This is a genomic window from Nibrella viscosa, from assembly GCF_039541875.1.
GTDB lineage: Bacteria > Bacteroidota > Bacteroidia > Cytophagales > Spirosomataceae > Nibrella > Nibrella viscosa.
Genome location: NZ_BAABHB010000003.1, coordinates 125,764 through 151,185, shown reverse-complemented (window position 1 = coordinate 151,185; position 25,422 = coordinate 125,764). Strand labels below are relative to the sequence as shown.

Below are 25,422 nucleotides of genomic sequence, written 5' to 3'. Positions count from 1 at the left end.
CGAAAGTCTTTATTAACCGGTTATGGTGACAAAACAGGATACGGGCTGTTGACGGTACGCATATACCCGCACCTGGTAGTGTAAAATATAGGGGGGGGCAGCCTTGTTAGCGGCTAAAAAGCCAGATCAGGATCGTTGGATATTATACGCCGACCCCGGCCTTAATCGGCCAGGTTAAACTTCAGTTGCACGCCACCGGCGGTGGTGGCCCGGCGGAAGGAGTTGGACACGAGCGGGTCGTTGAAGGTCCGGTCGAAGTAAAGGTTCAGGTTTACCCGGCGACTGACGATGTAGCTGATCTGCGGCCGTAACTGGAAGTTGACGTTCCCGGCCGTAATGATCTGCTCGGCATCCAGTTTGCGCTGAATAGCGCGGGTGTCGCGCAAGGTCAGGCTGCAACTGAACGTCAGATCGTTTTTAAGCTTCTGGTAAGCTCCGTTGATCCGGAACGGTATCCGGATGTTGTTGCGGGTAAAACCAACAGTAGCCGTCAGGTCTTTGTTGGTCAGCTCGGCCACCTGCGAGTTCGACAGGCTTAAGGCAACGCTGCGGTCCTGGTTATATTCCAGCCGGCCGGTGATGCGGCTCCGCGTCTGAAACTGCACCCCGAGCAGAGGTGCAAACCGCTCCGACATGGTAATGGTGCTCATGATAAATACCGGAATGTAATTTCCCTGCGGATTTATGAAAGCCGATGGGGGATAGCCGGTAACCGCCAGGTTTACGTATTGCGCATTGTACTCCAGCGACGACACAAAGTTACCCACGCTGTACGTTGAGTTGTAGCTGTGCGCCAGCGTAACCGAGCTGAACCAGCGCTTAAAGAACGGCAGGTTCGACAAACCATTGTAATCAACGCGCCAGTTTGGCAGCGGGAAATTATAGAAGGGCGACAAACTTGTTTTTTGGGGGTCTTCGCCACTATAGGCAGCAAAGAACGCCGGAATCAGTACATCCTGCGAATTCTTATTGTACTCACCACCGGGATTAGGGTTTTGCAACCGAACCCGTCGCAGAATAATTTCGCGGTACTCTTCCAGCCGCTCAAATGTAGGCGACGTATTATCCCGGCGCTGTTTGGTAAAGGCCGTGCGGAACGACAGGAACGACATGCTGAACTGACCATTGCGCACCGGACTCTGGCTTTCAAAAGTGCCTCCGGGTATTGCGGGCCGGTAAAACTCCTGGTAGTTATCGGAACGGGTCAGTCGGGCCTCGATCTGCATCCGGAAGTCTTTAAACGGCTCCAGCGTGGTGCGGGCGTTGAACGTTTTGCTGATGGTCTGCGTAAACGGCACATTCTGGATTGTACTCGGCGACAGCCAGCCCCGCTCGGCGGCTTTGTAATGGATCCGCCGGTCCTGATCGCCCAGTACAAATGGCAGACCGGGGGCAATACCGGTCTCATCGAGTCCGAACAATCGGGGTGTTCGCAGGAAACCGGGAAGAATCGTCGACTCCTGCAGGGTGTAGGTGAAGTTGATACCCCGCACCGTCAGCAGCGCCCGCGTGAAGTTCTTCAACAGTTTACTGTCCTGCCGCTCGATCTCTTCAATGTCGCCGGGGCTGCGGGCAAAGTTCTTTCTGACCGGCGAGGGCGTATTGGCAAACCGCAGGTACCGGATTTTGTTGTAAAGCCGAACAAAGTCGACGCGTCCCGTCACTCCCCGCTCCCGGTTGTTGCGCACCACATTGCCGAAGGGTACTTCGAGCGTATCGGTAATACCGAACGAATTGGCCTGAAACTGGTAGCCGACGCGGTAATTGGCATCCGCCTGCACCCAGTCGAGCAGCGGAAACTTGTCGAACGGTATGCGGTAGGTTGCATTCATCTCCTGGAGATAATTTTTCATCCGGCCCAGTTGCTGAACGCTGCGCCAGACGGAGTCCTGCTTCGCCTGCGTGTTGATTTCTCCGAACGGCTCATCGATAATGGAATTGGCAACGGCCTTGTAGGTAAACAGAAGGTTACGGGTCAGGTTCCAGGTCAGGTCGTAGTACCGGTTAAACAGGAAGTATTTTTCGAACATCGGCGTAATACCGGCGGTTGTCAGCTCTGAGTTGCGCAACTGCGTTTTTACGTAGCTCCGGTCCATATCAGTCCGGATAGACACCAGCGTCGGCAGCAGCGTCAGGTTAAAATCCTTGAGCCAGAGCAGGTAGCTACGCTCCAGGCTCTTTACGTTCTTAAAGGGTTCAAACGGCTTGGGCTGGCTGCTGTAGGTGTAGGCAATGCCCCCCCGAATCTGCCGCTGCGTGTATTCATCCGTCTGGATGTTCGACCGCCGGGCTTCGTTGAAGGCGTAGGTAAACGAGAAATTTTCAATATCCCAGAAGTGCGTTTTGCCGTTGGAGTTCAGCCGCACCTTGCGCACGTTGGAGAAGTTAATTCCCTTGCGGACGCTGTTCTCCTCCACCAGTCGCCGGTACCGGGCGCGTTCGTCGCCTTCGGCCAGGGTCGAGAGCGAGGTCTCCAGCGGAGTATCCGGATCGAGCGGGTTAAAGTGCGGGCTCACCCTCCGGTTGTCGTAATTCAGGTACACCGGAATCCGCAGGCCCCAGCGTTCGGGCAGCAGTTTATCTACGGCTACGGCCGAGGATATGCCAAATTCGGTTGTACTCTCCCGCGTCCGGTCGCCCACTTTGGTCTGCACCCCACCGAAGCCAAAGGAGGTATACCGGCCCGAAGCCGTTACGGTCGCAAAATCGGCCAATTTGGCGTTCACCGACCCCACAGCGGCATTGCCGGCGGTCTGATCGAACCCCGACGCCCGGAATTCATTCACCCAGATACAAAAGCTCTGCGCCTGCTCGTCGGACGTTTTCGGATTGCGCACCCCGATCATGATGGTCTGCACCGAACTCAGGTCGGGGTTTCCCACCACCGTCAGTTTATAGCGACCGTTCAGCGATTGCAGCGAGAACGGCAAGGTATACGCCCGGCTCAACTGCCGGTTGCGTTCGGCTTTCAGGTTAATGAGTTCTTCAATGGCCAGATCCAGTTCGTTCTCGGCCGGCCATACCGTGAGCGGATCATTGACCCGCTCAGGCGTCGGCTGCAGGTTTGATACTTCGATCTCGTAATAGTTGTCCGTAAAATCGGTACCCACCCGGATAAACGCCGACACCTGCCCTACAACATTCTGATCGTTGTTAGGGTGCATATGGATGAACATCTTCAGCCGCTTACGAAACAGAAAATCGAAATTCGTATTGCGGAAGGCCGCCCGCGAGTCGCCGTCGCGGAGGTTGGTGACGCAGAGGCTCATCGCCTGTTCGTTCAGTTCAACATTGTTCAACTGCGTAAAGTCGCGGTCGCGCTGAAAGCCCGGCGGCACCGTATACACATACTTGTTGGTATTGGTCTGGCTGTTCTCTTCGATGTTCACCGTCGAGACCACAAACTTGGCGTCGTACGGTTCCGGCACCTCCTGCAGGCCACGGGCCGAGAGGTCGCCGGTGTACTTGCGGTACTGGTTGGCTTCCATCTGCAATTGGGCAAACCGCAGCACCACCGGCTCTTCAAAATCGGTCAGGTACATGCGCATAAACCGGATGGACTTAAAGCCGTTGATGTTACCCACTTTGCGGGCGGCTTCGCGCACCGGAATCCGGAACAGGTACCAGGTAGCACCGTCGGCTTCTACTTTATCAATGATGTAGCCCTGCCCGACCGCCAGCTTACCCGGCCGCAGGTCAACTTCATATTCGTAATACGCTTCGTTGTCGTTGATGGTATTATCGAGGTTCAGGTCTTCAATATCCGGGAGGTTGGTCGAGGCCGGCGTCAGGAACTGATCGCGGCTGTCGTTTTCGGGCGAGTTACCCTCCATACCCATAAAGCGCTTGTAACGGGCCACAATGTATTTGGCCGAGTCGGCGGCCGGCCCGAGGTAGAACTGGAAGTCATCGTTGGCCGGGTCTTTTGCTATTTCCTGAAACGCTTCGCCACTCACGCGGGGCCGGATGGCGTTGAGGTAGTTGCTGAAGTAGCGCTGCTCATCGGCACTGCTCAGGCCGTCGAGGCCTACGTCCTGCTTTTCACGGGCACCGGGCTGGTTGGTAAAGGCATTGGTAATAAACTGCTGGCGGGGCACACGCCCCCAGGCGGTGGTATCGGTGCCGCGCTCACGGGTGCCATTCTCCAGGGGCAGCCCGTTCTCGAAGTTGAAGCGGCCGTCTTTAACAACGTCTTCCGATATTTCGCCCAGGTTAAAGAACAGTTTCCCCCCCGTGGTGTTCGGTTTGTTTTTGCTGTCGTCCGGATAAGCCCGAACCTTGCCCCGCTCCCCGCCAATGAAAGGGTCCATCATCCAGAAGGTGATGTTCTCAATATTAGCGTTGTCGAAATCAATATCCGACGTAATGGCCCTGGTAACCGCCCCGAAATTCCGCCGGGGGTTACGCAGATTCCCTTCTCTGGTCAGATCCGGATTGAAGTTGTACATGCCCCGTTCGCTGGGGAAATAGGCCACATCCAGTACGTTCTCGGGTAACTGAATCTGCCGCACCGACCGGCCGGGGAAGAGTTGCTGCGGCAGGAAGTACCGTTCGTAATAATTCTGCTTATCATCGGTCGACAGGTTTATATCTACCGTGCGCAGACCGGTTCCCTGGCCATAGATCGTCTGGTCGACGGAATACACCGAGATGCGGGCGCGGTTATAGGCATATTCCAGCGGGCGCTGGAACGTCCCCTGCGGAAACTGCTGCGGGGTAGCGCCCAGCCGCCAGCGGGTCGGCTGGCGCGTCAGGTCGAATATGGTCCGGGCGGCTTCAAAATCGTCGATAAAAGCATTGTTGTTTACCCTGGGAGCCACACCGGGGAACAATTGCGCCACCTCGCCCTGGAAATGAATGGTGGATACCTCTTTGGTTTGCAGCAGCGGCAGCCGGTCCAGAAAGCGCGTCAGCGCCCGCGACTCCTTCCGAATGTTGGCATCCAGGCCCACAATGGTGTTGTTAACGGGTTCGTTACCGATGGCTACCCGCGTCAGAAAACCGGCCGGCGTTTCGCGGAGGTGCATGGCCGTCATCCCCAGATTGATGTCGGGGCTAAGCTGATAGTCTAATCGGGTACCGAGCAGCGTCCGGATCTGGTTCTGGAACAGATCGGGCCGTTCGTAGGTGATCCGGATTTCGCGACCGGAGTTGAGCACCCCCTCGTTGATAATGCGCAGCCGGCCAATCTGCGCTTCCAGTACGTAATCCTGGCCCGGCATCAGCGGTACCCCTCCCGCCGTTACCTGCACGGAGTTTTCGTTGACGCCGTAAGGCAGGGTAATCTCCTGACCGGTAGCCGACTGGAACGTTCCCCGCAGGAAAAACTTGTTTTTGTCGGCCACCTGAATGGCATCGGCCTGGGTTAAGCGGTAGAGTTGCGGAAAGACATACTTCGCCCGCAGGGCTTCTTCATCCGCGTCAAACTGCCGCTCCAGGTACGAGCCGAACGGCTCCAGCACCGGAAACATAATTTTACCGTAGCGGGGATCGACCGTAACGTTCTCGACAAAGTCGAAGTTACCGTCGGGCTGCTTGTCCAGTTGCTGGTTAAGCTGGTCCATGTTGAACACCTGCACCAGTGGCCGGTTCTGCAGCCGGCGGCCTTCCTGCAGGTTCGGGTTGTCGATACCCGTCAAGTCATCTTTATACAAAATGCGCAGTTGAAAGCCCTGCCGGTTGAGCTGCGTCGTATTGAGGGAATAGATGTTTTTCATCATCAGGTCCCACATCGGCAACTGAATATTGTTGCGGATGGTCGCCGACTTCAGCAGCTTCAGGAACAGCACCTCATCGTCGCCCCGGTTCTGGTAATCTTCGGTCAGTTCCCCCACCTGGTACCGCCGGCCCTGGTAAGTATACTCATAGGCTACGGCCAGGATCTCATCGTTGCGCAGGGGCGTCACCAGCGAGATATAACCCAGTTCCGGCTGAAATTTATATTCGGTCTCCGACAATCGCTTAGCCCCCCGCAGCAGGTCATAATCGACGCCTTTGGTAAAGCCGAAACTGCTTTCCAGCTCAGACGTGGTGCGGTCTACCTGCCGCAGGTTCTGATTGGCCTGTAGCCGTGCGTACAAGCCGTTGGCGTTGTTGGAAGCCGGCGAGTTAGCCACAATCGGCTGCAGACTCGGGTTGTTACGGTTGTGGGGATTGGCTTCGGCCAGATCGGCAAAACCTACAATGTTGCGCAGGGTAGCGGTAGTGTTGGTCCGGTTGGTCACGTACACCTCCAAACGCGTAATGGTTACCCCCGACATCACCACCGGCAGATTTTTCAACGCCCGCTCGTAATTGTTCCTGAAAAACTGCGACAGGAAGAAGTGACGGTTTTCGTCGTACTGATCGGCGCGTATCTCAAACTGGCGGCTCATAGCCCCACCCCGCAGCACAATACTCTCCTGCTTGGAGCGCTGCTGCGAGGCCACGACCGTTGCGTTCAGCCGCCCGAACTTCAGTTGGGTTTTCAGGCCGAACAGGTTCTGCACACCGGGGATTAACTGGCTGTTGATAGGCCAGCTCAGGTTACCGGCTTCAATTTTCTGGATGATGTTTTCCTCGTTTGTTTTATAATTCAGCCGCAGGGCGTTTTCGAAGTTGAACGAGGCTTTGGTATCGAAGTTGGTCAGCATCCCCAGCTTCTCGCCGATCTTACCGTTGAAGTTGATGCTGATCTGCTCGTTGAAGATAAAATTTCCCTGCCGGCGCAACCGAACCGGTACGGTAGGATTGTCGATAAACTGGTGGAGGTACCCAAAATCCAGCATAACAAAGCCATTGGGCAGAAAATCGACCAGATTGCCCCCAAAGATGCGGTCGATGGCCGGGGGCAGGTCGAGCCGGGGCATCAGACCGCGGCCGCTCATGGCACTCTGCCCATCGCGCCGGCTCCCGTACTCCCGCCAGATATTCTGCCGTACCCGCTGGGTCTGAAGCTGCTCGTAGGTAGAAAACGGTATACTTTCGGCGGGTCGGTACGGCAATCCGTAGGCCGACGGCGGCAGGTAGGTCCCGGGAGCAGGCAGGCCACCGGTGGGCTGCGTTACCGACATACCCGGCGTAACAACGGCCGGGGGACCCGTTGCGGGTCGGGGACCGGGAGGCCCCGCCGGGCCGGCCGGCCGGATTTGCTCATAAACTGTAATCCGATCAGCCGAATCGAGCCGAATATCCGTAGCTACTGATTTAGGATCGCGCAGGATAAACGGCGACCGGGGCAGTTTGGTGGAAAGCCGGCTGGTATATCGGTCTACCCAGTTGACAGTTGGCCTGCGGGCCGCACTCCGGGCAGTCCGCAGGCTATCGGCCCGTTCCTGAGCCACCCGACGGGCCGAATCAAGGGCAGCCTGCCGGGTGCCGGCAGGCTGGGCCGTGGTCGATGAGGGAGCCGTGCGCCGGGGAGCCCGCTGCGCAAACGCTTCGGTGGGTACCCCATCCAGTATTGCCAGGGAAAGAAACGTAAACAGCGCCCCGCCCAGCTTTGGCAGCCGGCCCGATAGCTGATTGGCGTAAGCAGACCGTTGCACATACAAAAACAGCCACAATCCAGGTGCTCGTAAACGCAACCGGCGCATACGATTTAGTAAAAGACGGAGATTGTGAACAGTATATCGGTTCACCATGCAGGGTACTTCAAGTCGGTAGTTAGTAAAACTGGCTTTCGCACAAGTCTTTTCTTCAAACGGCTTACCCCTTATCTGTAGTCTGTAAAACAAGGGCTTTTTTTCAACCGGTCAATAAAACAAAAGCCGGGTGCTGAAACAAACAGCCCGGCTCATGGTTACCGTAAAGCCATACGGATCAGGTCTTCAACGCTGAGGTCATCGCCCTCTTTTTTGAGAATGGTATCGATATTTTTTTCGGCAGCCGGTCTGGGCAATCCCAGCGCTACCAGGGCGGCCAGGGCTTCTTCCCGCACCGGATTGGCAGCCCCCTGCCGGTAGTTCGGCGCATCGGGCACAATACCCGCTTTTTTCATTTTGTCTTTCAGCTCCAGAATGACCCGCTGCGCTGTTTTGGCCCCAATGCCTTTTATGGCCTGCACCGCCCGCACGTTCTCGCTCAGAATGGCCAGCCGCAGATCCGACGGACTCAGCGACGATAGCATGCCCAGTGCCGTATTCGGCCCGATACCCGACACCGAGATCAGGTCCAGAAACAAGGATTTCTCATCGGCTGCAGCAAACCCAAACAAGGTGTGGTTATCTTCCCGAATATGCTGGTGGGTAAACAGTTTGCAGCGCTCTCCGCCACCCGGTAATGTCGAATATGTCTGGAGAGAAATATGCACTTCGTAGCCTACGCCCCCAACGTCGATGATCGCCATAGTGGGTTCTTTGTAGGCCAGCTTGCCGTCAATGTAAGCAATCATTAATGCAGTAGAAACTTCTTTTTAAACAAGTTACAAGACTGTAAATATACACAAAACCCACGGCATTCCAGCATTGGCCGTGGGTTTTGTCCAGGATTTAACACTTGGCTGATAGAGTAAATCAACATCTATTTAACCGATAAGCAGACGCTGCCCCCGGCGTAGTTTGTTCCCCCGGATATGGTTCAGCTTCTTAATTCGTTCAACGGAGCGGTCGTACCGCTCGGCAATGCTCCATAACGTATCACCCGCCTGCACCTGGTGGTATTTCGGCTTAATTTTCTTTCCGGCGGATCTGGCTATGCCAGTTTCTTGAGCTTTCTCTTTTTGCACCTCTGGTTTCGGGGCCGCGGCTTTCTCGGCCACCTGCACCATACGGGTCTCTGTAACCTTGACCTCTTTAATGATTACCAGTTCCTGACCTTTGCGCACACTGGCTGAGCGCAGGTGATTCCAGCGCTTCAGGTCGTTGACCGACACATCGAAGCGGTCGGCGATGCGGTGCAGCGTTTCGCCTTTCCGGACGGTATGGGTTTGTTTTTTGGTTTTCCAGACCGTAGTCTTTTCTGCTCTTACAGCCGGCTTTTCAGCCTCTTCGGCCAACAGTTCATCTACCGGAACGGCATCTGGTAGCAGACCTGCCTTTTCATCGATAAAACCGGCATAGGCAAACCAGTGGGCTGCGTAGGCAGCAGCCGGGCGGTCAGGGTCTTCGCTTTCGGCCAGCAGCATATGCTCCATCGCAACCGGCAGCCGGGTGGCCGAATCCAGAATGGCCGTTCGGTTCTGCTGAAAGGTATAATAATAACTCGACGGCATACGCACCACCACATTGCGGGCATACTCCGGCAGGTTGATGGTGGTAATACCCGGATTCAGCCGCTGTAATTCTTCAATGGGCATACCACACTGTTTGGCAAACGTTTGCAGGCAGAAATAGCTGTTTACCTGAATGGTATCGAACGGCACCGGATGATCGGGCCGCTCTGCAAACAGCCCATGCTCATTGGCAAAGTGCATCATATAGGTGGTGGCAATGTAAATCGGTACGTAGCCCTGCGTTTCTTTCGGCAGCGCATCATAAATCGCCCAGAAGGAGCGGCCACCGGTGCGGTTCATGGCCCGCTTTACAGTACCCGCACCGCTGTTGTAGGCGGCCATTACCAGATGCCAGTCACCGAAGATGTTGTACAGCCCTTTGAGGTGACGACAGGCAGCCTCCGTCGATTTTTCGGGGTCCATCCGGTCGTCGACATACTCATCCTGGTACAGCCGCAATTCTCGACCCGTTGCCGGCATAAACTGCCAGAGGCCACCGGCACCAGCATGCGATACCGCCCGCGGGTTCAGGGCCGACTCCACAATCGACAGATATTTCAGCTCGTCGGGCAGACCATATTTGGCCAGATATTTCTCGTATAGCGGAAAATACACCGCCATTCGTTCCAGCATCCGCCTGGTATAATGCGGCTTGCGGTAGGTGAAAATATCGATGTATTTGTGAATGATCTCGTTGTAGGTAAGGGGGATGATCTTCTCGATCTGCTTCAGCCGCGGCCGCACCTGCGATGCGTCTACGGTGTTGATCTCTGCAATGGAGTCCAGCACGACCTCCACATCGGAAGCTCCATACAGGGTAGTGTCCAGTTTAACAGGAATGGCGATCCGGGTAGGAAACTGAGCGAAAGCCGACTGGCTCAGCAGCGACAAACCGGGCAGACACAGCGCTCCAACAAGGCACGCCCCTCTCAGGCTACGCAGGCGACGGTTTATTTTAACCATAAAATTGTATAGTTGAATGGTCGGTAATTTTACTCAACTCTGGGCACACAGAAATCACTCGCAGTGACTTCCTGTTTGCTTATGTACTGAAATCCAACAAATTAACCGAAAATACGATCAAATCGGGTACTGAAGCGTTGCGTGCATCCCTAGTAGACCATCAAATCTACCGGAAAATAGCGCTATACGCAAGTAGTTACAGTGTTTTTGCCAACGCCAGCAACAGACCCTCCTGAAACGGGGGAGCCATCACCTGCAGACCAATGGGCAAACCATCGGCATCGGTGCCGTTTGGCACCGAAATGGCCGGGTAGCCGGCCACGTTGGCCTGAACCGTAAAAATATCGGCTAAGTACATTTGCAACGGATCGGCGGTTTTCTCCCCCAGCCGGAACGCCGTCGAAGGGGTTGTGGGCGATACCAGAAAATCGTAGCGGGCAAAAACCTGCTCTGTTTCCTGCCGAATCAGCCGCCTAACCTGCTGAGCCTTGGTGTAATAGGCGTCGTAATAACTGGCGCTGAGGGCAAATGTTCCCAATAATATTCGCCTGCGGACCTCGGTGCCGAAACCCTCCGTCCGGCTCTTTTTATACATAGATATCAGATCCGTAACGGCCGGTCCGGTACTCCGGTAACCATACCGCACGCCATCAAACCGCGACAGGTTTGAACTGGCCTCGGCGGTCGTTAAAATATAATAGGTCGGCAACAGATACGAAAGAAGCGAAAAGTCAACCGGCTCGACGGTATGTCCAGCCTCACGCAGCGCATCGAGCCGCTGCCGGGTAGCCTGCCGGATCTCCGGCGCTACGCCTTCACTTTCTACCCCATCGCGGAGGTACGCAATGCGCAAGGGTCGGTCGGGCAGGCTTGCCTGGGTGTAGGTATCAACGGGTTTGGCGGAGACGGTGCTGTCGAAGTCGTCCGGTCCGGCCATAATTTCCAGCAGCAGAGCGGCATCGTCGACGGTATGGGTAATGGGGCCAATACAGTCGAAGGAAGACGCATACGCTACCAGTCCGTAGCGACTGATGCGGCCGTAGGTTGGTTTCAGGCCCACCACCCCGCAGAACGCGGCCGGCTGCCGTACCGAGCCACCGGTATCGGAGCCAATCGAGGCCAGACACAGACCCGCCTGCACCGCTACCGCCGAGCCACCCGACGACCCACCCGGCACCCGCTCCGGATTGGCCGCGTTGCGCACCGGTCCGAAGGCCGAGTTTTCGTTGGAGGAGCCCATGGCAAACTCATCGCAGTTCTGCCGACCGATGATAATGGCATCGTCGGCGAGCAGCCGCTGCACCGCCGTAGCGGTAAACTGAGCCGTAAAGCCGTCGAGAATGCGGCTACCCGCCTGCAGGCCATGCCCGGCATAGCTCAGCACATCTTTCAGGCCGATGACCATGCCGGCCAGTCGCCCGGCCGTTCCTTCGGTCCGCTTTTGGTCAATGGCTTCGGCCTGCTGCCGGGCTTCGTCGGCATACACCTCCGTGAATACGTTGAGCAGACGGTGTTCGTCGATGCGGGCCAGGTAATAATCGACCAACTGGCGGCAGGTGGTGGTGCCGGCCTCCAGGGCCGACTGCACCTCCGCGAAGCTACGGTATAACATGTAGTAAAAAGTTAGGCGGGTACTAATACAAAAACAGACAACCGAATACCCGGCGGGTATTCAGTTGTCTGCTTATCAGAACACCATGTTATTTCGTTTCTTTCAGCCCGTCCTCGATGTTATCGCGAACTTCTTTAGTAGCATCCTTGAACTCGCGGATACCTTTGCCCAGACCGCGTGCCAGTTCAGGCAGCTTCTTTGCGCCGAAGAACAACAACAGCGCCAGGAAAATCAGCAGCATTTCCTGTCCGCCTAAACCCATGATCAAATAAATGGAGGCAACGTTCATAATCTTGAAATTTATAAGTATGCAAAAATAAAAACAATTCAGCAAAAAACTATTAAAACCAGCTTAAGATTACCCTATTTGAATGGTAGTCTTTTTACTTTCTTCCCACTGCCGGAACTTGTCAATGTCGGTACCCATAGCCGATGCCAGCCAGAAAATCAGCGCAATATCATCGGTCACGCCGATAATCGGCAGAAAATCGGGAATAAAATCCAGCGGTGACACAAAATAGATCAGCACGGCCACCATCCGGATCAGCGATTTCCAGGGAATATTTTTGTATTCACCGGAGGCATAGGCTTTTACCATACGCGCCATCAGGGCGATTTGATTTCGAACATCCTGTATATTACTACCGGTGAGGTTTTTGCTTTTTAAAACAGCCTGCTGCACAAGCCCGAACAAGCTACGACTGTTACGAGCGTAACGGGCAGCTTTATAATTGGCCCGCCGGAAAAATATGGATGCCAGTACCTGGGTAATCAGCTTGCGGTTCGCCATCTATAGACTAAAAGTTAGTTGGTGCCCTTTTATAACAATAATTTTCAGATAAATATTTCCAGGTTGCAAAAAATCTGAGGGTGGGGTTATTAATCCGTTGGTTTCTGACGCCCGGCTTTCCTAATTTTACGCCCCATTAGTTTTCATGTATTCACCTCTATAATTCCTCCTGATATGAAGATTACCGTTGTAGGAGCTGGTGCCGTCGGAGCAACCTGCGCCGATAATATTGCCCGCCTGGAACTGGCCGAAGAGGTCGTTCTGCTGGATATTAAAGAAGGCCTGAGCGAAGGCAAGGGACTGGATATGCTCCAGACCGCTACCCTGCTGGGCTTCGACACCAAAATCACCGGCTCTACCAATGATTACGAAAAAACGGCCGGTTCAGATGTGGTGGTGATTACGTCGGGGCTACCGCGTAAGCCGGGCATGACCCGCGAAGAACTCATCGGCACCAACGCCAATATTGTAAAAGGGGTTACCGAAAACATTCTGAAGCACTCGCCGGAGGCTATTATCATTATTGTTTCGAACCCGATGGATACCATGACCTACCTGGCGCTGAAAGCCTCCGGCTTGCCGAAGAACCGCATCATTGGTATGGGTGGTATTCTGGACAGCGCCCGCTTCAAGACCTACCTGGCCCTGGCGATGGACTGCCCGCCGAATGATATTCACGCTACGGTGGTGGGTGGTCATGGCGATACCACCATGATTCCGCTGACGCGCCTGGCTACCCGCATGGGGGTACCCGTCAGCCAGTTTCTGAGCGCCGAGCAGTTGCAGAAAGTGGCCGCCGATACGATGGTGGGTGGCGCTACGCTGACAAAGCTGATTGGCACCTCAGCCTGGTACGCACCGGGGGCGGCCGTAGCGGTACTGGTCGAGAGCATCATCCGCAACCAGAAGCACGTATTCCCGTGCAGTGTGTACCTGGAAGGTGAGTACGGTCAGTCGGACATTTGCCTGGGTGTACCGGTGGTAATCGGGCGCAACGGCTGGGAAGAGATTGTGGATATTCAGCTGAACGAGGAAGAGAAAGCTACTTTCAGCAAATCGGCGGATGCCGTGCGGAACATGAACGATGTGCTGGCCACACTGGAAGCCTAAGGTATAGTACCACGAGTACCACGGAGTGCCACTCCGTACGGCCGCAGGCCGAACCATTTAGACGGAGTATAACTCCGTACTACATACACAAAAAGGAGCCGGGCCGGCTCCTTTTTGTGTATGTAGCCCTGTATCCCGGACCGGGTGGCCGGTGCCATGCACCTCCGGCTGTTTCTTTTAGCTCTTAACCGCCCGGAGTACCACTCCGGGTTACCCTTATGAAAAAACTGCTTTGCCTCCTCAGCCTGCTTATCCGCTGTTTACCGTTATCGGCCCAGCCACTCAACTGGACTGAAACCGCACCCGGAATCTGGAAACTAAGCGTAGGAAAACCGGAAGCCTATAACCTGCTGACGGCTGCCGAATCACAGCCCAACCTCAGCGCGATTAGCCGGTTAGGGAAAACGGCTTTTCCGCTAGCCCAGAACGACATTGTGGCTACAGTAGTCAACGGCAAAACCTATCTGCGCTTTCCCCTTGACCGGGGTGAGCAGTTGTTTGGTTTTGGACTGAACTTCCAGACGGTACACCAGCGGGGGAAAATCCTGCAACTGCACGTAGACCATTATGGCGGCAAGGACAACGGCCGGACTCACGCACCCGTGCCGTTTTATGTATCGGCCAACGGGTATGGTGTATTTGTCAACTCGGCCCGGTACATTACGGTGTATGCTGGAACGGCCGCCCGCAAAGACAGCAAAAATCCACCCGTGGCGCAGGACCGGAACACAGATAAAAACTGGTCGGCGCGGCCTTACTCCGATGCCGTAGAGATGCTGGTTCCCGCCGAAGGAGTCGAAATGTATGTATTTGGTGGCCCTACCCCGCTGGACGCGGTACGCCGGTTCAACCTGTTCAACGGCGGGGGCTGTCTGCCGCCCCGCTGGGGTCTCGGCTTTACGCAGCGGGTCCACCGGCTCTACTCCGCCGATGATGTCCGGAAAGAGGCCGCCGAATTTGAAGCCCGCAAGTACCCGCTGGACTTCATCGGACTGGAGCCCGGCTGGCAGAGCAAATCCTATCCCTGCACGTTTGAGTGGGATAAGACCCGCTTTCCGCAACCTGAAGCGTTTGTAAAAGACATGCTGAGCAAGGGCGTCCGGATTAATCTCTGGACCAACCCCTACGTCTCGCCCGAAGCCTCGGTGTACCCAAAGATTGCACCCTACACCGGCTCACATACCGTCTGGGTAGGGGCCGTACCGGATCTGACCATACCCAAAGCCAGGGAACTGTTCTGGGATGTCTTTGCTAAAGACCATATCGGCATCGGCGTCAGTGGCTACAAAATTGATGAAACCGACGGGTATGATTATTACCTCTGGCCCGATGTCGCTACGTTTCCGTCCGGACTCAGCGCCGAGCAGATGCGGCAGACGTATGGCTTACTGGTCCAGAAACAAAGTGCGGACCTGTTCCGCAATCGCAACCAGCGGACCTACGGCCTGACGCGGGCATCCAATGCCGGCGGCTCGTCGCTGCCGTACGTCCTCTACAACGATTATTACAGCCATGAAGATTTTATCACGGCTCTCATCAACAGCAGTTTTTCGGGGGTACTCTGGACACCGGAAGTACGGGCATCGAAGACCAGCGAGGAGTGGCTGCGCCGGTTTCAGTCGGTATGTTTTTCGCCGATGGCGATGATCAATGCCTGGGCCAGCAGTACCAAGCCGTGGACGTTTCCGGAAGTGGCCGATCAGGTGCGGGACATTGCCCAGCTCCGGATGCAGATGATGCCGTACTGGTATACCGAATTTGCCAAATACCATTTTGAGGGCACTCCGCCGTTCCGGGCCATGAACCTGGAGCCCGGCTTTCAGGCTGAGGTCAAAAAAGAGGTGGTCACAGCCAGCCTGGAAGAAAATCCATACGCTGAAGCCGTCGGTAAAGAAATAAAAGACCAGTACATGGCCGGCGAGTACCTGCTGGTGGCTCCGCTTTTTACCGGACAGACATCGCGTAAAGTAATCCTGCCGAAAGGGAAGTGGTATGATTTTTACACCGGCCGGTTTGCAGGCGAGGGTGAGGTTATTACCGTTACGCCGGGGCTGGATAAGATTCCGGTATTCGTTAAGGATGGAGGAATTATTCCGATGATGCCGCCCCTGCTGCACGCACCCAAACCGGGCCAAAAAGTAGACCTCGACATCCGGCACTATGGTGAGAAACCCGGCCAATACCAGCTCTATGATGATGACGGGGAGACCTTTGATTATGAAAGAGGACAGTACTCCTGGCGTACCATCCGGGTTGAACGCCGGAAAAACGGGCAATGGACCGGAGCCGTTTCGGCAGCCGAAAAAGGCAAACCCGATACCATTGGCAAAGTTACCTGGCGTTTTATGACGAAGTAGCGGCTATAAACGAAGAAAACCAGACGGCCTGAGCCGTCTGGTTTCTTAAATTCGCCTGGTAGACAGTTTGGTTGTAACGAATACGTTTCAAGTCTTCTGTCAGTAAGCGAAATACAGGTATATAACAGGGTACCGGGCAGACTTGTTTAAAAAAATTTTCACTTTATATTTCGGTCTGTACTTACCGGTTATTATCCAGCTTATCCTCAGCCTTCTTTAACCCCTGTTCGGTCTTGTTAAGGGCCTTTTTGGTCGTACGCTTTGTTGCCGTTCCGGCTTTCCGGGCACCGTTCTTTATTCCACGACCAGTTGCCCTAGCCCCCCGTTCCACTTTATTTCCTACTTCCGTAGAGGTCTCCTTGATTTCTCTACCCGTGTTACGGGCTCCCTGCCCGATTTTTTCACCGGCGACTTTCGCCGTCCGCTTGGCCTGACGGCCCGTGGCTTTGGCACTCGCCTTGACATCGTCCTGGGCAGAAGCTACCGTAAACGAGGCCAGTAGCAGAGCCGCCATCATAATTACCTTTTTCATAAACGTTGATTATCTATACGTTAAAACCCAGCAGCTATAACCGGCCAACCAATGGTTTGTTCAGTTTCCAGCCGGGTTTATTTTCCGTTTACCGCAATCCACTGTACGGCATCGGCAACCACGGTTCCGTCGGCCTGCTGGTTGGTAATTTCCACGTACGACTGCTGCCCCGCCGGCAGGGTAAACCGACCAATTTTTACCCACGTACCGGAGGTCTGGCCTGCCACCTGCACGGCATCGCGTTTTAACACGACCGGCTGGGCCGTTTTGCCCGTACCAATCAGCAGCGTCGTTTGCGAAGTTGCATCGGCCCGGCGGGGAACGTAGGTGTAGACATCGTACTGACCGGCTTTGGGCAGCATGGGTGTAAACCGAACCGCTTTGGGAGTTTGCCCTTTGGTATCGTCAACAACCAGCGAGCGTCCGTACCCGCCCCGGCTGTCCTGCTTCCAGTCACCGGTGAGCGTTACACGGCCGGCATCTTCGTTGTCGATAACAACATCTGGGAGGCTGCCATCGAGCAGCGGATTGTCGCGCAGGATTTTCTGAACAGCCGCCACGTTGACCCGCTGCACCGGCTGTTTTTGATCGATAGCCAGACTGGCCGCTACAGCCGCCGACTGCCCCAGCACCATAAACACCGGCTCCATCCGGATAGAGCCGTAGGCAATATGGCTGGCCGAGAGACAGACCGGCACCAGCAGGTTTTTGCATTCGTCCTGCTTCGGTACCAGCGACCGGTAGCTGATCGGATACGGCGGAAAACCGCCTACCTCTACATTACCTTCGTTCTTGACCATTTTCATACCTTCTTTTTCGATCACAATCCGCTGGCAGTTGTGCGAATCCATGGTGTAAGCAGCCATACCCACGGCATCATTCACTACCTCTTTGCCTTCGCAGTTTGCCTGTGTCATTACATACTCCCCAACCAGCCGCCGGGCTTCGCGAACGTACATCTGCGGAGACCAGTGGCCGTTATCGGTATACTCATCTTTCGGGTATCCCCAGCGCAGCATCTCTTTACGGAGGTGCTCCGGCATGCGCAGATCGTGCCCGATAAAGTACAGTAGTCCTTTGTTATAGAATTCATGTTCTTTCTGAATCTGCGCCCGGCGCTCATAGCTTGCTTCCGGGAAATCATAATTCATGCCGATCATGTCGGTGGAGAAGGGGCCGTTGTTATTAATGTCGGTCTTATTGTTGGGCATCAGGTCGAACTTGAGAAAACCCCACAGGTTTTTGGCCGGTTTCTTCTCCAGGTAGCGCAGGAGCAGTTCATACCGGGCCGGATCATACCCTTCGGGCTGGGTGATCGGAAGCATGTTGGCGGGATCACTGGTCAGGCAAATCCGGAAATTGTAGGCCTGTACCTTCTTGTCGCCGGCTCCCGTTTCAGACACCTGTTCCGGGCTTATCCCCCACAGCAGTCCGCTCTCCGGCTTCCCCGGCACCTTATACGGATCAACACCGTCGGGAAATTGGTGACCGTGGAGTACCTGAACGCCGTTCCAGGTCTCGTTGTACCGGCTGTTGGCTTCCCGGCCTATGGTATAGCTCACGCCCGCCCTGGCCAGCAGATCGCCTTCGTACGAAGCGTCAATAAACATTTTGGCACGAACGGCCCGTACAGGGTGAACTACCGACGACAGGGGTGTCTCCAGCGTAATTTCCTCAATAGTGCCGTTCACCTTCTTTGCCGACACAATCCGGTGGTTGAAAACGACAGGTACATCGGCCCGTTTGATGTATTCGTTAAACAGCTTTTCGGCTACGCCGGGCTCGAAGATCCACTGCTCAAACGTACCGTAGTGCTTACCCAGCCGCCGGTAATAGTCCAGCGCCAGGCCGGAGATGGCGTATTTATTGCCGATATCGGTATAGCCCAGACCGCCGGTGGTTAGTCCACCCAAATGCCGGCCCGGTTCAATCAGCAGGACCGACTTGCCCATCTTTTTAGCAGCATACGCGGCCATGACTCCGCCCGAGGTACCGCCGTAGACACAAACATCGACGGTCTTAACAACGGCCTGGGCGAACAGGCTGCTGCTGACCAGGCAAAAAAAAGCTGCGAGAATGGGGTTGAGGTCCTTCATTGGAAAAAAGAGTTGTTACACAGACCGGTGCGCCGGCCGGATACGCAGAGCGAGAAGAGATTCACAGAGAAGTCCTTAATCGCTCTGCGTAGTAGGGTGGATATTTTATTGCTGCAACTCCAGCCGCTGACCGTCTTTGAGCAGCACGGCGCGGAGTTTTTCGTAGGGCAGTTGCTGCGGAGTTACGTTATTTTCGATAGCCAGCACAGCCGCCGTTGCCGCCGACTGCCCCAGAATCATGAACACGGGCTCCATACGAATAGACCCGTAGGCAATATGTGAACTGGATACGCAAACCGGCACCAGCAGGTTACGGCATTCCTGCTCTTTGGGCAGAATGGAGCCGTAGGCAATGGAATACGGCCGGTCGGGATGCACGCCGATGTCGCCCTCGTTCTGTACGTACCCATCTTTGGTCACGTAGCGTTGCGCGTTGTGCGCGTCCAGCGCGTAAGAGCCCATTCCAACGGGATTCGGCACGTTGGTTTTACCCAGGGCGTCCGCTTCTTTCATCACAAACATGCCCAGCATACGCCGGGCTTCGCGGACGTAGATCTGGTGCGGCCAGTTGCCATTATCGGTAAACTCGTCTTTGGCCAAACCCCACTTCTTCATCTCCGTCTGCACATCGGCGGGGATGCTGGGATCATTTTGCAAAAAGTACATCAGCCCCTTCTGGTAGCGCTCATGGTCTTTAATGATCGCTTTCCGGCGTTCGTAGGTAGCTTCGGGATAGTCGTAGTTCTTACCCAGATAGTCGGTGCTAAACGGGCCATGGTTGTTGGTATCGGTCTTCCGGTTCGGGATGGGGTCAAACTTGTTGTAGGTTTCGCGCCAGCCGCTTGCAAACACCCGCGCCATCAACTCATACCTGGCGGGGTCGTAGCCATCTGGCTTAGGGAAAGGAATCCGATTATCGGGGTGGTTGCTCAGGCACATGCGGAAACAGTAGGCCTGAATTTTGTTATCGCCCATGCCTTTCTCGCCCGGACCGGTGGCCGAGACCTCCGGCAGCAGTCCACTTTTGGGGTCGCCGGGCACTTTATACGGACTGATCTGTGCCTTGAAGAAATGGCCGTGGTGCCGGGCATCGGGCTGCACGCCGTTCCAGGTTTCGCCGTAAACGCTGTTGGCCTCCCGCCCCACGTGGTACTTTACCCCAGCGGCCGCCATCAGGTCGCCTTCGTAGGTGGCATCAATGAACATCTGCCCTTCGTAGACATTGCCGCTCAGGGTCCGAAACTGACGGATAGCACCGTTGCGCTTCTGCACGCCACTAGCGGCCCGGTCGAGCCACTCGTCGCGGTAGACGGTAATCTGATTCTCCCGGATAAAGTCTTCAAACACCTTCTCGGCTGCGTGGGGCTCAAAGATCCACATGGTACGGGCATTGCCGTCAATGGCCGGCGTTCCCTGCCCTTTGTTGCCGTATTCCTCCCGCTTCTGCCACTTCCAGGAGGCATCCTGCTGGTAGTGCTGGTACAAGCGCTGGTAAAACTCCCGCGACAAGCCGCCAATAACCTCCTTATTACCGGTATCGGTAAAGCCCAGGCCGCCCGATGACAACCCGCCCAGGTGCTTGTCGGGAGAAACCACAATGACGGATTTACCCATCTTTTTGACCTGCACAGCCGCCGTCACCGCAGCCGAGGTTCCGCCGTAAATAATCACATCGGCCCGCCGAACCGCAGCCCGCCGGTTTTCACCTGAATGATGGGGGGCAGAGAAGCTCGTCAGAATGACAGAGCCAAGCAGTATTGGTAAAAATGTCTTTCGTCTCATAAGGGATCAATAAAAAACTGTTCGGCTGCTGACTGAACGGCACTAGCGTACCTGACACAGAAAGCAGCCGAACGCTAATTCCTAATAGCCAGGGTTCTGGGTCAACTGCGGATTTACGTCAATCTCACTTTGAGGAATGGGGAACAGACTATGGTTGGCCGGCACAACAATGGTCGGGTTCTGCGCTTTAATGGCTTCGATCAGCCGACCCGTACGCGCCAAATCATACCAGCGGTGGCCCTCAAACGCCAGTTCGAGCCGCCGTTCGAGCAGCACGGCATCGCGGAACCGGTCTTTTGTCAGGTCAGCCAGGTCGGGCAGGCCGGCGCGTTTGCGCAGGCGGTTCACGGCTGCGTACGCTTCCGGTGTTGGTCCGTTTAGTTCATTAAGGGCTTCGGCGTACATCAGCAGCACATCGGCGTAGCGGATAATGGGGTAGTTATTACTGCCTTCTCCGTTTGAGGTCGCCGACGGGTCCAGATACTTATACACGTAAGCCGGATAAGCTACGCTGGCCGGAGCCGCCGGCGTGGTAGTGGCCGAATACAGCTTAATGGTCACATCGCGCCGTTTGTCTTCCGGTTTGTAGGCTTTATACAGGTTTTCAGTCACCGGATCATCACCGAAGCCGGCAACGCCATTGACCCGGTCAAACGGCGGACGCATATAGCCCTGCATCAGACTGCCTTCCCCGAAACCACCACCCAGCGCCTGCATCTCGAATACGGCTTCCTTGCCGTTTTTGTTGGCAATCAGGAAAGCCTCCGAAAAGTTGGCCCACAGATCGTACACACCGGAGTCAATCACCTCTTTAGCCTTGGCGGCTGCTTTAGCCCAGTCTTTTCGGGTTAAATACACTTTAGCTAAAAACGCCGAAGCAGCTCCCTTAGTAGCCCGGCCGCGATCTGCCACCGTATACGAGGCCGGCAACACGCTTTCGGCATCCGTAAAATCCTTGATGACCTGGTTATATACTTCATCAACCGACGCCCGTGATACGGCCAGATTATTGAGCGATGTCGTTTCTTTCAGCATCAGCGGCACCCCACCGAACAGCCGAACCAGCGTAAAGTAGTAGAAGCCCCGCATGAACGTAGCTTCGGCAATGTACCGGGCCTTCAGGGTTTCATCCATAGCAATTGGAGGCACCCGCTCAATAACGGCATTAGCCCGGTTGATGCCCTGGTACACCGTGGTCCACAGCGACTGAAACGTACTGGTAGCGGGCGTAAAGGTATGTTTGTCAAGGTCGTTTTTGGCCTGGTTTGCCGTCGAGCGGCCTCCCCCCCATTCGGCATCATCAGTGGCCTGGTCCTGCAATATCCACATGACCTGCCCGTACATATTGGAGGTATTCAGCGGGTCGTATACGGCGCTGACGGCCGCTTTGGCATCATCGGCGTTGCGGTAAAAGTTGTCGGGCGTAAAGCTCGATTCGGGGGTTTGGTCAAGCACCTCGCAACCCGTTATGGAGAACGCTAGTAAAAAGCCTGCTATAAGAATCTTTTTCATGAGGTCAGAATGGATTAGAAACCAACATTAAGCCCAAGCATCCAGGTCCTGGCTGCGGGGTAACTGGCATAGTCGAAACCCTGGCTGCGGCTGTCCTGCCCAAACCGGTTTACCTCCGGATCGTAGCCGGAGTACTTCGTCCAGGTCAGGAAATTCTGGGCAGTAGCGTACACTCGCAGCGAGCTAATTTTAAGCGCACCGAGTGCCGGTGCCGGCAAATTATACGCCAGTTGCAGGTTCTTCAGCCGCAGGTACGAGCCGTCTTCGATCTGCCGCGTCGAGATGCGGTTGGCCGGGCGGGTGGTCGACGCCCGTGGAATATCCGTATTCGTGTTGGTAGGCGTCCACCGGTTTAGCATATCGATGTCCTGATTGTTGGTGCCGTTCAGGTATTCCAGTTCAAAGCGGTTGGCATTCAGAATCTGGTTACCGTATACGCCCTGGAAAAAGGCGGTTAGCTCGAAGCCTTTGTAGGAGAAGGTGTTGTTGATACCGCCGATGAATTTAGGCTGTGCCCGGCCGATGATGGTCCGGTCATTATCATCAATTTTCTTATCTCCGTTCAGGTCGAGGTACTTGCGGTCACCCGGCTTGCGAGCCTGCGCATCTGCCAGCGCCACCAGTTCATCGGCTGATTGATACAGGCCATTGGTCACGTAGCCATAGAACGATCCCAGCGGCTCTCCTACCCGGATAATGCCCGAATTGACATTCTGCGCGATGTTGGCCACCTGACCGGCAAAAATTTGCGGAGCCCCGCCAATGTCGAGGACCTTATTCCGGTTCAGCGCAACGTTCACGTCCGTATTCCACTTAAAGGCCTCATCGATGTTGCGCGACGAAATGCTAAGTTCTACGCCTTTGTTCTGGACTTTACCCAGGTTTTTGATGGCGCTCGAAAAACCCGACGTACTCGGAATGGTCACGTTCAGCAGCAGATCGCGTGTCCGCTTCTGGTAAAAATCAGCGGTCAGCGTAATCCGGTTGTTGAGCAAGCCCAGATCAATACCAAAATCGGCCTGGGCGGTTGTTTCCCAGGACAGGTCGGGGTTGGCAATCTGGCTGGGGCCAATACCGGTCGATACGGCATTGCCGAATACATAATTCTGGGTGCTCAGCAGCGAATACGCCGGATAGTTACCGATACCGTCCTGGTTACCGGTTAAGCCGTAGGTGGCCCGTAGCTTCAGATCGCTCAGGGCAGAGACATTTTTCAGAAAATCCTCTTCGGAAACCCGCCAGGCTACGGCCGCCGAGGGGAAGTAACCAAACCGCTTGTTGGTTCCGAATCGCGAGGAGCCATCGGCCCGGAACGAAGCCGTAATCAGGTACCGGTCGCGGTAGCCGTAATTAACCCGCGCCAGGTATGACTCAAGCCCCCACGTGCCGATGCTGGACGATGGCACCAGCGCCACCGAACCCGCTCCCAGGTTACCCGTGCCCAGGTTATCGTTCACGAAGTTGCGGGAAGCTGCGGTATTGGCTTCCGACCGGTTTGCCTGTTGCGTATAACCGATCAGGGCCCCGATGCTGTGTACTTCGCCAATGGTTTTGTTATAGGTCAGCAGGTTTTCGTTCAGCCAGGTGGCCGACTGCCGGTTGGTCAGCGAGGCCACCCCGCCCTGCGCCAGCCCACTGGATACGCTGCGGGGCAGGTATGAATCCTGTTTTTGCAGAATAGCATCTAAACCCAGCAGGACCTTCAGGGTTAAACCATCGATGATCTGGTATTCGCCAAACACGTTGCCAAAGATGCGGTAAGCGGTATTGAGGTTCTTACTTTCACGCGCCAGCGCTACCGGGTTGTCGGCCGTAAAGCTCAGCGCAGGATTGGTAATCAGGTAGGACCCGTCTGGGTTGTAAACAGGCAGGATGGGCGGAAACTGCAAAGCCGCCATGGTAACCAGACCGGCACTGCCCAGATCACCGTCGGTGCGGGATTGGTTGGTCTTGGTCCGGTTCACGGTCAGGCTGTTGCCAATCTTGATTTTACTGGTCAGCTTCCGGTCCAGATTCAGCCGGAACGAGTAACGTTCAAAGTCGGAGTTGACCACAATACCCTGCTGGTTGAAGTACCCGCCCGCAATGGCATATTGGGTACGCTCATCGCCCCCGCTCATCGATAGCTGGTAATTGGAAATCGGAGCAGAGCGGAAAATTTCATCCTGCCAGTCGGTGCCCGCGCCGAAAGCCTCTACCTGCGCCGGGGTGTACACGGCCGCCCGCCCTTCGTTGGTGTTGGCATCGTTCACAAACTGCGCGTACTCGCGGGCGTTCAGCACCGGATATTTACGCCGTACCTGCTGCACACCGTAGTATGTTTCCAGGTTAATGGCCGACCGGCCCGCCTTACCCCGCCTGGTGGTGATGATCACCACACCATTGGCTCCGCGTGACCCATAGATGGCTGTTGAGGAAGCATCTTTCAGGACCGATATTGATTCAATATCGCTCGGATTCAGCGTACTCAGCACGTTGAAGCTGGACCCGCTACCGGCTCCGTCGTTTTTGAAAGGAATCCCGTCGATGACATAAAGCGGCTCGTTATCCCCCTGGATAGAGTTGCCCCCCCGAATCCGGATGGTGGTTGTTCCGCCGGGCGCACCCGAGTTCTGGGTGATCTGCACCCCGGCCGCCCGGCCCTGCAGCGCCTGGTCCAGTGACGTTACGGCCACTTTGCGGATTTCATCAACGGGTACCGTAGAAACCGCGCCGGTCAGGTCACTTTTCTTTTGGGTTCCGTAGCCGATAACAACTACCTCATTCAGCGAGCGGGTATCGGCCGCCAGTTGCACATCCAGCGTCGACCGGCTGCCTACGGTGATCTCCTGGCTGGTGTACCCAACAAAACTGAATACCAGTACGGCGTTCCGGTCGGGTACGTTGAGTTGATAGCGGCCGTTCGGGTCAGTTGTGGTACCGCGGGTAGTGCCTTTCAGCACCACGCTTACGCCCGGCATAGCTTCCCCGCTTTCGGCCGTAACCCGGCCCGACACCCGGACCTCAGCGACAGTCAAAACCACTTCCCGATCTATAGAAAGCGGACTCAATCCCGATTCGATAGCGCTGCTGGCCGACGCCGGAATGGTGGCCGGAGTAGCCACCTGACTTGTTGACTTCGGCTCTGGTTTTGCCGCTACAATCAGGTACGCATCCGGGCGGAGCTTCCGGAAATACAGGCCCTGCGGCTCCAGCAAGGCGCCCAGATTTACTTCCAGTTTGGCTTTAGGATTTACCGATACGGTGGTCGACCGGTCACCTACGACAGTTTCTTCGAACAGAATGTCGACGCCGTACTGATTCTTCAGGTCCAGCAGTACCTGCTTCAGCGACTGCGCCCTGGCAGAGCGCACTGATTCAGCTGCACGCTTTTTAGGCTGCGCAAAGGCCAGGGTCTGGCCCGTGACTGCCGGCGGCAAACCCGCCAGCAGCAGTCCGGTTGCCAGGGCTAAGGGTAATGTTCGTCTCATTATGAACT

The 25,422-nt window shown here is 55.5% G+C and carries 13 protein-coding genes; 2 read left to right on the top strand and 11 right to left on the bottom strand.

What is annotated here, in order from left to right; all coding sequences use genetic code 11:
* Positions 1-161 precede the first annotated feature (161 nt).
* The 6 genes from sov to ABD931_RS09145 form a co-directional block, all read right to left on the bottom strand.
* Positions 162-7,622, bottom strand: a complete 7,461-nt coding sequence (sov, locus tag ABD931_RS09170; protein ID WP_370469315.1) for a T9SS outer membrane translocon Sov/SprA — start codon at positions 7,620-7,622, stop codon at positions 162-164.
* Between the two features lie 158 nt (positions 7,623-7,780).
* The gene (ruvA, locus tag ABD931_RS09165) at positions 7,781-8,371 is read right to left on the bottom strand and encodes a Holliday junction branch migration protein RuvA (RefSeq protein ID WP_345266222.1); all 591 of its coding nucleotides are present in this window, start codon (positions 8,369-8,371) and stop codon (positions 7,781-7,783) included.
* Between the two features lie 132 nt (positions 8,372-8,503).
* On the bottom strand, positions 8,504-10,153 hold the full coding sequence (locus ABD931_RS09160; protein WP_345266220.1) for a lytic transglycosylase domain-containing protein: 1,650 nt from the start codon (positions 10,151-10,153) through the stop codon (positions 8,504-8,506).
* A gap of 196 nt (positions 10,154-10,349) precedes the next feature.
* Complete coding sequence (gatA, locus tag ABD931_RS09155) at positions 10,350-11,765, bottom strand: Asp-tRNA(Asn)/Glu-tRNA(Gln) amidotransferase subunit GatA (RefSeq protein WP_345266218.1); 1,416 nt, start codon at positions 11,763-11,765, stop codon at positions 10,350-10,352.
* Positions 11,766-11,853: 88 nt separating this feature from the next.
* The gene (locus tag ABD931_RS09150; RefSeq protein ID WP_345266216.1) at positions 11,854-12,054 is read right to left on the bottom strand and encodes a Sec-independent protein translocase subunit TatA/TatB; all 201 of its coding nucleotides are present in this window, start codon (positions 12,052-12,054) and stop codon (positions 11,854-11,856) included.
* A 69-nt stretch (positions 12,055-12,123) separates the two neighbouring features.
* The gene (locus ABD931_RS09145; RefSeq protein ID WP_345266214.1) at positions 12,124-12,555 is read right to left on the bottom strand and encodes a YkvA family protein; all 432 of its coding nucleotides are present in this window, start codon (positions 12,553-12,555) and stop codon (positions 12,124-12,126) included.
* 174 nt (positions 12,556-12,729) lie between these two features.
* On the opposite strand from ABD931_RS09145, the gene mdh reads away from it, so the two are divergent.
* Together mdh and ABD931_RS09135 are read left to right on the top strand one after the other, a co-directional pair.
* On the top strand, positions 12,730-13,665 hold the full coding sequence (gene mdh / locus ABD931_RS09140) for a malate dehydrogenase (protein WP_345266212.1): 936 nt from the start codon (positions 12,730-12,732) through the stop codon (positions 13,663-13,665).
* A gap of 218 nt (positions 13,666-13,883) precedes the next feature.
* Positions 13,884-16,022 (top strand): glycoside hydrolase family 31 protein, encoded by a 2,139-nt coding sequence (locus ABD931_RS09135; RefSeq protein ID WP_345266210.1) that lies wholly within the window; start codon positions 13,884-13,886, stop codon positions 16,020-16,022.
* A gap of 181 nt (positions 16,023-16,203) precedes the next feature.
* On the opposite strand, the gene ABD931_RS09130 is transcribed toward ABD931_RS09135, so the two are convergent.
* The 5 genes from ABD931_RS09130 to ABD931_RS09110 all read right to left on the bottom strand — a co-directional run bounded on the left by ABD931_RS09130 (position 16,204) and on the right by ABD931_RS09110 (position 25,414).
* Positions 16,204-16,554 carry a hypothetical protein gene (locus ABD931_RS09130; RefSeq protein ID WP_345266208.1) on the bottom strand — a complete coding sequence of 117 codons (351 nt, stop codon included), beginning with the start codon at positions 16,552-16,554 and terminating at the stop codon, positions 16,204-16,206.
* Positions 16,555-16,631: 77 nt separating this feature from the next.
* Complete coding sequence (locus ABD931_RS09125) at positions 16,632-18,650, bottom strand: FAD-dependent oxidoreductase (RefSeq protein ID WP_345266207.1); 2,019 nt, start codon at positions 18,648-18,650, stop codon at positions 16,632-16,634.
* A 105-nt stretch (positions 18,651-18,755) separates the two neighbouring features.
* Entirely contained in the window at positions 18,756-20,432 is a 1,677-nt protein-coding gene (locus tag ABD931_RS09120) for an FAD-dependent oxidoreductase (RefSeq protein WP_345266205.1), read from the bottom strand.
* A gap of 81 nt (positions 20,433-20,513) precedes the next feature.
* The gene (locus ABD931_RS09115; RefSeq protein WP_345266203.1) at positions 20,514-21,944 is read right to left on the bottom strand and encodes a RagB/SusD family nutrient uptake outer membrane protein; all 1,431 of its coding nucleotides are present in this window, start codon (positions 21,942-21,944) and stop codon (positions 20,514-20,516) included.
* A gap of 14 nt (positions 21,945-21,958) precedes the next feature.
* Complete coding sequence (locus ABD931_RS09110; protein ID WP_345266201.1) at positions 21,959-25,414, bottom strand: SusC/RagA family TonB-linked outer membrane protein; 3,456 nt, start codon at positions 25,412-25,414, stop codon at positions 21,959-21,961.
* Positions 25,415-25,422 lie beyond the last annotated feature (8 nt).

Excerpts from the sequence above, each read along its gene's own strand:
- ABD931_RS09125 (WP_345266207.1), bottom strand. The coding sequence starts at position 18,650 with ATGAAGGACCTCAACCCCATTCTCGCAGCTTTTTTTTGCCTGGTCAGC.
- gatA (WP_345266218.1), bottom strand. The coding sequence starts at position 11,765 with ATGTTATACCGTAGCTTCGCGGAGGTGCAGTCGGCCCTGGAGGCCGGC.
- ruvA (WP_345266222.1), bottom strand. The coding sequence starts at position 8,371 with ATGATTGCTTACATTGACGGCAAGCTGGCCTACAAAGAACCCACTATG.
- ABD931_RS09160 (WP_345266220.1), bottom strand. The coding sequence starts at position 10,153 with ATGGTTAAAATAAACCGTCGCCTGCGTAGCCTGAGAGGGGCGTGCCTT.
- ABD931_RS09150 (WP_345266216.1), bottom strand. The coding sequence starts at position 12,054 with ATGAACGTTGCCTCCATTTATTTGATCATGGGTTTAGGCGGACAGGAA.
- ABD931_RS09120 (WP_345266205.1), bottom strand. The coding sequence starts at position 20,432 with ATGAGACGAAAGACATTTTTACCAATACTGCTTGGCTCTGTCATTCTG.
- ABD931_RS09145 (WP_345266214.1), bottom strand. The coding sequence starts at position 12,555 with ATGGCGAACCGCAAGCTGATTACCCAGGTACTGGCATCCATATTTTTC.
- ABD931_RS09115 (WP_345266203.1), bottom strand. The coding sequence starts at position 21,944 with ATGAAAAAGATTCTTATAGCAGGCTTTTTACTAGCGTTCTCCATAACG.
- ABD931_RS09135 (WP_345266210.1), top strand. The coding sequence starts at position 13,884 with ATGAAAAAACTGCTTTGCCTCCTCAGCCTGCTTATCCGCTGTTTACCG.
- mdh (WP_345266212.1), top strand. The coding sequence starts at position 12,730 with ATGAAGATTACCGTTGTAGGAGCTGGTGCCGTCGGAGCAACCTGCGCC.
- ABD931_RS09130 (WP_345266208.1), bottom strand. The coding sequence starts at position 16,554 with ATGAAAAAGGTAATTATGATGGCGGCTCTGCTACTGGCCTCGTTTACG.
- sov (WP_370469315.1), bottom strand. The coding sequence starts at position 7,622 with ATGGTGAACCGATATACTGTTCACAATCTCCGTCTTTTACTAAATCGT.
- ABD931_RS09110 (WP_345266201.1), bottom strand. The coding sequence starts at position 25,414 with ATGAGACGAACATTACCCTTAGCCCTGGCAACCGGACTGCTGCTGGCG.